We start from the raw sequence: 6,750 nt of genomic DNA on the forward strand, positions 1-6,750 counted from the left end.
GAATGGCCGCCTACTGGTTTATTATGGCCGGGGCTCCGTGTGTCATACAGTATTTTGTCCTGCATTGCCTTGGGGATCGGCCCGGTATATGGAGCTTCGGGGCTGCCGTCTCAACTTTTGATTTTTGTTCTTCTTGGTCAGTTCGGTTACCCGATGAATTTTTATCTCCGGCTCCGGGGCATGTATTCAATCCTAGAGGATCCACCCACCCCGTAGGGTTAGGCACGTATTGGTAGCTATTCAACCCACCCGCAAGCTTGATCGGATCCGGTGTCAAAAAACGCCCAGTGCCCGGATTGTAGTAGCGGTGGCGGTTGTAATGTAAGCCTGTCTCGGCGTCGAAATACTGACCCTGGAAGCGCAGCGGATTGTCGATTTCGCTGACGTCCAGTGCAGCGAGATTGCCGTAGGCGCGGTACTTCGCTGACCACATGATCTCGCCGCTGTAGTCGGTCAGTTCCTGTGGCGTGCCGAGATGGTCCAGTTGGTAGTAGAACGGGGCCGCTTTTAGCGGGCCTTCGCCGTCGAGCATTGCCAACGGGCGGAAGCTGCCCGGTTCGTAGATATAGCTGCGATAACGATTTTCTGCACTTTCGGCGATCAGGCGTTCGCCTTGCCAGAGGAATTCAGTGGTGTGGCCGTCGACGGTTTTCTCGATGCGGCGGCCGAAGGCATCGTATTTGTAGGATGCGGTGCTGCCGCCTGGCAGGCTGACGCCGATCAGGCGGTGTTGGCAGTCGTAGCGGTATTCGGTGACAAGCTTTTGGCCGGTGCCGCGACGCTCGCGGATCAGATTTCCGTACGCGTCATAGTCGTAGTGGCGGTCGCCTTGCATCAGCAGACGATTGCCTTTGACGTTGGCGAGGTTCGCAACGGGCAGGTCATTTTGTCCGAGTAGGTTGCCTGCCGGGTCGTGAGCGAAGCTCTCAGGCATAGCGCCGCGTACGCTGATCAGGCGATCCAGTGGATCGTAGTGATAGCTACGATTGCCTTTGCGGCTGTCGTCGATGCCGGCGAGGTTGCCGTTGGCATCGTAGTTGTAACAACGCTGGAACAGGTGTTTGTCCCGTTGGCTGACGCTGTGTGCTTGCAGGCGGCCCTGTTCATCGTATTGGTATTGGCTGAGTAATAGACCTTGCTGGCGCTGTTGTTCGCGACCGGCGCTGAACTGGTGGCTGGTCAGGCGTGAGCCATTGAGGTCGATGCTGCTCAGGCGTCCACCGGACAAATGACGGTAATCGAGCGTGCAGCCATCCGGCAGACGGCAGTGGCTGAGCTGACCGACGTTGTCGTATGCGTAACGCGTGGTGCCCCAACCTTGATGCTCGGTGATCAAGCGATCTTGCACGTCGTATTCATAAGCGAGGGGCCAATGGCCGTCGTCGACGTTGACCAAGCGACCCAGTGCGTCGTAGCTGTAATGAATCTCCTCACCATCGGGCAAGGTCTTGACCAGCAAACGGCCTGCGGCATCACGCTGATATTCGGTGACCAGTTCGCTACCGTCATCGCCGAACTCGGTTTTCTTCAGCAGTTGGCCGTTGAGGTCGTACTCGTAGGCAGTCCGACGACCATCGAAACCGGTTTCCTGCTGTATCAGACCGTTCGGGTAGTAATCGAGTTGATAGCGTTCGCCACGCTCGTTCTCGATCTCGGTGAGGTTGAGTTGCGAGTTGTCGTAGCGGTAGCGCAGTTGGCTGCCGTCGGGATTAATGCGGCGGCTGACCAGATGCAGGTTGTCGGCGTATTCGTAGCGGGTGATGCGGTCGAGCTCGTCACGCTCTGCGGTGACGCGGCCATAAGGATTGTAGGTGAACGCGCGGGTGGCGCCGCCGGGCAGGGTGACCTGAGTGAGGCGGTCGACGGCATCCCATTGGTATTGGGTGATCGCTCCGAATTCATCCTGGCGAGTGATTTGCCGGCCGAGCGCATCGTAGCGATACTTGCGTTGACCTCCATCCGGCAGGCGTTCTTCCAGCAATTGGCCGAGGTTGTTCCAGCCCAATTGATGACGACTGCCGTCGGGGTGGCGGATCTCCAGCAAGCGTCCCTGACGGTCATAGCTGTAGAAGGTCTCGTTGCCGTCAGGATCGGTTTGTTGGGTAATGTCGCCCTGGCGGTTGCGTTCGTATTTCCAGCGGGCCTTGCCGCGCTGGACATCAATAAGTTGACCGTTGAAGTAGTTGTAACGCGTCGGAACACCTTCCGGTGGAATCACCGCAATCAAGCGTCCGGCATCGCTGTACTGATACTCGGTGATCGCTCCCATGGGATCTCTAACGGCGATCAGTCGACCTTGATCGTCATAAGCGTTCTGCGTTTCACCACCGTCGGGTGCGGTCTCGCTGACTAGGCGTGCATTTTCGTCATGCACATAGACCAGCTCACTGCCGTCAGCGTTATGGACAATGACCGAGCCTTTACCGTCCCACTCGTAACTCGCTTCCATCTGCGCGTAATTGGCCCAATGACGCACGCAACGGGACAGCTTGCCCTCACGCTCCCACTCCCAGAAGAAGCTGGCGCCTCCGGCCATTTTTCGCTCGAGGATGACGTGCTGATCGTTGTAGCGGTAATGCTCGGTTTCGCCGATCGCATTGGTGGAAGAAACCAGTTGATTGAGTGCGTTGTATTGATAGCTGACGAGGGTATGAATCGTCAGCCATGGGTCCTGGCGTTCGCCGCGCTCGTTGTATTCGGGGCGTTGTTGCTGTTGGTCGACAGCAACAATGTGTCTGTCCTCGTAGCGCAGCAATAGGGCGCGCCCTGCGCCGTTATCTATGCGCTGGATACGATCAACAAAGTCATAACTGATGTGCAGTCGATTTTCGTAAGCATCGCTGATCGCTGTCAGTCGACCTACGCGAAAATGGTAGAAGCGGGTTTTTGCCCCGGCCTGGGTCAAAATGAGTTCGCCGGGTTCATTGCCTAGATAAATCGCTGCCTGAGCCAAGCTGTTAGTGATGGCCGGCCGCTGTTCAGTGGGCATCGGGAAACGGGTCTGCCGGTTCTCGTTGTCCGTCCACAGCACACCCTCATCGTCGATCTGCAAACGATGAGACAGCGAATGGCTCCAGCCATGGCCGAGGCGGCTATCAATTTCGACTGCACTGCTTCGGTATAGGCGAGTCCACTCGAAAGGCAGCAGACCACCCAGCTCCCCATCGGTGAGCGTCAGTAGCTCTTCACCGGTCACCATCGATACCGGTTCGCCGTCTGAGCATGTGTCGTCGACGCATTGCGCAGGTTTTTTCGCTGGATTCTTCGGCTGTTCGGGGACGTTGTCGACCGCCTCTACCTGCTCGATGCGCGAGGCTGGCTCATCTTTTTTACGTGCCTGAATCTGCGCATCGGAAGTCACTTTCCCGTCACTGACAGGGTGTTTCTGTTCCGGCGCCTTCGCGGTTTCTGCAGGTTTGGGGGGCGCAATCTGAACATCCGCTTTGCGTGCCGGATTGAATTTCGAATCACCATTGAGCAACAACGGCCTCGATGCTTCGGTATGCGGCGTCGCCTTGGACTTGCTGACTTTCATCAACATGCCGGTGAAGTCTTCAATCAGCTTTATGACTTTGCCGCTGCTTTGCACCCCTTTGACGGCTTTTGTACCCACGCGTACGGCCAAGCCAAGACCACCAGTCAATACAACGCCGATCAGAATGTTCAGCAGGAACTCTGTCGACATTTGCGCCAGCACTTCGGTGCAAGTCTGCGGCGGCAGCATCTTCACCCAGGCCACGATGGCCGCGACGTATATCCACATCAGCGGCTCATCGCTAGCGATCAATAAAGCAGTGTGAATAGCGTCGGCAGAGGCGTCGTAGATCTTCTTGATCTGCTCTTCAGTGAAAAAGTTTTTCAGCTTCTCGTAGTTTTCGCGAGGATGGGCGATGAGGTCGTAGAGACTTTTGATATCGCCCCACAATCCTATGATCGCTTTCATGAAACCTTCCCAAGCCGCTTCCAGCTCTTGCAAGGCGCGACCACCAAGGGAGGCATCGGTGTGTGCCTGCCAAAGCGGCAGGAAACTGGTGCTCCATTCGGTTTGTAGCCAGCCGCCCAACTCGCCGATCACGCCTTGGTAGGAGTTGAACAAACTGTCGATTTGGGCAGGCGTCGGATTCGGGAAGAAGGTGATTTTGTACTGCTGATTGGGAGTAAGCCCAGAGACTTCAAGAATCCCTGATGCATCAATGGTTTTATTGATGGTTGGACCAACTTCGTTTTTGCCGATGAAGCGGCCATTGACGACCGGTGTCAGTTGAACTGGCGTATTGCCGATCGGCACGAAACGCGCGGACTCGAAACTATGGACCAACACCAGCTTGCCGTTCGCAGGACAGTTGGCATAAAGGGTGTTTTCCTTTTTGCTGTCCTTGTCCGCCGTGCCGACTTCATCACCGACCTTGAACTGCTGCTCCGCATCCAGAATGCCGCCGTACCAGGCTTCGGCATGCTCGCGGTAATCCTTCAGGCACTTCTTGAAGTCGTTGATGATGGCCTGAGCATCGGGTTGTTTTGCTGTGAGACCGCCAACGATCCCGCCCATTAAAACGCTCATACCACCACCTCTTTTTCCAGATAGGCCTTCAACAGCCCGGTAAAGTTTTCTTCCGTGAGTGGCGTGCGTTTAACAAAGCGCGCCACTTTTTGTTTCAGGTTCGATTCGGGAACGGAGAAATACAGATCGGCGTGTTCCTCCTGCAACCACTGCATCATGTTGCCGATAACGGTCGATGGATTTTCTGCCATCAACCCATCCAACAACCCCTTCGGCACCTCCCACCACGGCCAGTCCCTGACCTTCGGCACCACCCGCGTGCCCACTTCCAGCGCTTGTCCATTAATCAGATACCGCTCAAACATCGGCAGCACTTCTCCAGCCTTCTCCCCAAGCCCCCGCAGGATCGGATAAATATGCCGTCCATCCCAAAACCGGAAAAACACTTCAGTGCCATCCGGCATTTTCACCTGCGTCAGGCTGCGCAGATGTTCGAACACTTCGTTCGGCGCTGATCGCGATACCGCCAGCCAGCCCCAGTCCAGCGCATCAGTTTCGGCGATCCAGGGCAGGAAGGCCGAATTCGGTTTGAGCTCGGTGAGGTAGGGCATCACCGGTTGCCAGGTGGAGTAGGGCGTGCCGCCCCAGATCGGCAGGAGCTGGGCGGTGGGTTCGGTGAGGTACAGGGTTTTCAGCGCGTCTGCGTCGCTGGCGGCGCTGATGATCAGGTACAGGCGCTCGCCGCTTTGCAGCGGCTGTTGCGCCAGCCAGTCCTTGGGGGAAATTCGTTCAGATGGCACAGGCACCTGCCTTGCATTTTTCGCATTCTTCGCAGAACGGCGCGTTACGTTTCAGGGTGTTGATCTGCGCCGGGGTCAGGACCTGGCCGGCCTTGTCGGCGTCGGCTTGTTTCAACACACCGGGCATCAACGGCGCCGCACCAGTCCCGCTTCCCGGGCTGCCTCCGGAGTTCATGTTGATCACCGGCCCGCTCAGGGTCACGCCGCCAGCGTCGATCTTGATAAAACTGCCACCGCCGACCAGCGTGAGTTCGGCGCCGGCTTCCATGACCACTTTCATGCCGCTGCTCAGGTGGATTTCCTGGCCTGCGTCGATGAACTGGCCGGTACCGATCTTGATGTGCTGGTTGACGCCGACGGTGAGGTGGTCGTTGGCGCGGGTTTCGACTTTGCGGTCGGCGTAGACGGTGTGGTGTTCTTCGGCCTTGAACTCGGTGTAGCTGTTCTGTTCGACGGTGTCGTGGCGTTCGTTGCCGACGCGGATCTTCTGGTCATGCTCGATGTTTTCGTCCCAGTCGCGCTGGGCGTGCAGGTAGATCTGTTCCTGACCTTTCTTGTCTTCTATGCGCAGTTCGTTGTAACCGCCGCCACCCATGGAACTGAGGGTCTTGAAGGTGCTGCGGGTCTTGTTCGCCGGCAGTGGATAGGGGACGGTGTTTTCCTTGTGGTACAGGCAGCCGCTGATCAGCGGTTGATCGGGGTCGCCTTCAAGGAAGGTGACCAGCACTTCCATGCCGATGCGCGGGATGGCGATGCCGCCGTACTGGGCGCCGGCCCAGGCGCTCGAGACGCGCAGCCAGCAGCTGGTCTTGTCGTCGGCCTGACCTTCGCGATCCCAGTGGAACTGGACTTTGACCCGGCCGTATTCGTCGCAGTGGATTTCTTCGCCTTTCGGGCCGGTGACCACCGCGCTCTGGCTGCCGAGGATGCGCGGTTTCGGGTGGCGCAGTGGCGGGCGGTTGGGCACGTCCCACGGCGTGGCCTGAAAGCGGTTGCGATAACCCTGATGGAAATCGTCTTTCAGCGCCGTGGTGTCGCTGGTCACCGACTCTTCGAGCACCTGCGGCTGCTTGCCTTCGTGCAGGACTTCGGTGAGCAGCCACAGATCATTCCACTTGGCTTTCGGGTGTTCGGTCAGGGCGAGGAAATGGCCGCTGACCAGCAGTGGCTGATCGCTCTTGCCTTCGGCGAGCTGGAAGTCGCTGCGGTGGCGTTCGAGGGCGCGTTTGGCCAAATGCTTGCCGCGCTCGCGGTCGATGAAGCGGCCCGGGTAATCGTAGTCTTCAAGGTCGGGCAGGGCGTCGCCACGGTTCTCGCTTTCCAGGGTCAGGCGCGGTTTTTCGAAGTCGTAGTCGCGGCGGGTGGTGCGGCTGGTGCGGGTTTCCAGGCGCAGGTCGAAGCGCTTGATCACCGGGTTGCTGGCGACCATGCCGGAGTCTTGCTGATAGG

General features: G+C 58.0%; 3 protein-coding genes. All 3 read right to left on the reverse strand.

Going from position 1 to position 6,750, the window contains the following annotated elements; genetic code table 11:
• Window positions 1–10: 10 nt before the first annotated feature.
• Window positions 11–4,561 (reverse strand): RHS repeat-associated core domain-containing protein, encoded by a 4,551-nt coding sequence (locus QRN33_RS26595; RefSeq protein ID WP_350310281.1) that lies wholly within the window; start codon window positions 4,559–4,561, stop codon window positions 11–13.
• Window positions 4,558–5,301 carry a DUF4123 domain-containing protein gene (locus tag QRN33_RS14310; RefSeq protein WP_285409087.1) on the reverse strand — a complete coding sequence of 248 codons (744 nt, stop codon included), beginning with the start codon at window positions 5,299–5,301 and terminating at the stop codon, window positions 4,558–4,560. Before QRN33_RS14310 ends, QRN33_RS26595 begins: the two co-directional genes overlap by 4 nt.
• The coding region (gene tssI / locus QRN33_RS14315; RefSeq protein WP_285409089.1) for a type VI secretion system tip protein TssI/VgrG at window positions 5,291–6,750 on the reverse strand (1,460 nt) is incomplete at its 5' end. The genes tssI and QRN33_RS14310, both read right to left, overlap by 11 nt.

This window comes from Pseudomonas sp. FR229a, assembly GCF_030209115.1.
Classification (GTDB): domain Bacteria; phylum Pseudomonadota; class Gammaproteobacteria; order Pseudomonadales; family Pseudomonadaceae; genus Aquipseudomonas; species Aquipseudomonas moraviensis_A.